Source organism: Leucobacter japonicus, from assembly GCF_001273855.1.
GTDB classification, from domain to species: domain Bacteria; phylum Actinomycetota; class Actinomycetes; order Actinomycetales; family Microbacteriaceae; genus Leucobacter; species Leucobacter japonicus.
The window spans coordinates 1-209 of the sequence record NZ_JHBX01000062.1; the positions used below are offsets into that span (position 1 = coordinate 1).

The 209-nt window shown below is 73.2% G+C and carries 1 pseudogene; it reads right to left on the minus strand.

Going from position 1 to position 209, the window contains the following annotated elements:
- A pseudogene (locus tag AMS67_RS00195) lies at positions 1–196 on the minus strand (thiamine pyrophosphate-binding protein); the annotation flags it as partial.
- Between the last annotated feature and the right edge of the window lie 13 nt (positions 197–209).

Below are 209 nucleotides of genomic sequence, written 5' to 3' on the forward strand. Positions count from 1 at the left end.
CGCTGCGGGAGATGCGGCAGTCGAGCAGGATCGTGCCCTGCGCGGCGGCGGCGGTCCAGGCGCGCAGGGCCTCGAGGTCCTCGAGGCGGTGCACCTGCACGCCCTGCGCACCGAGCGCAGTCGCGACGCCCGCGAAGTCGATGTCCGGGATCAGCATCGGAGCCTCGTCCAGGCCCATGGCCCCGTAGAGATGCACCTCGGCGCCGTAC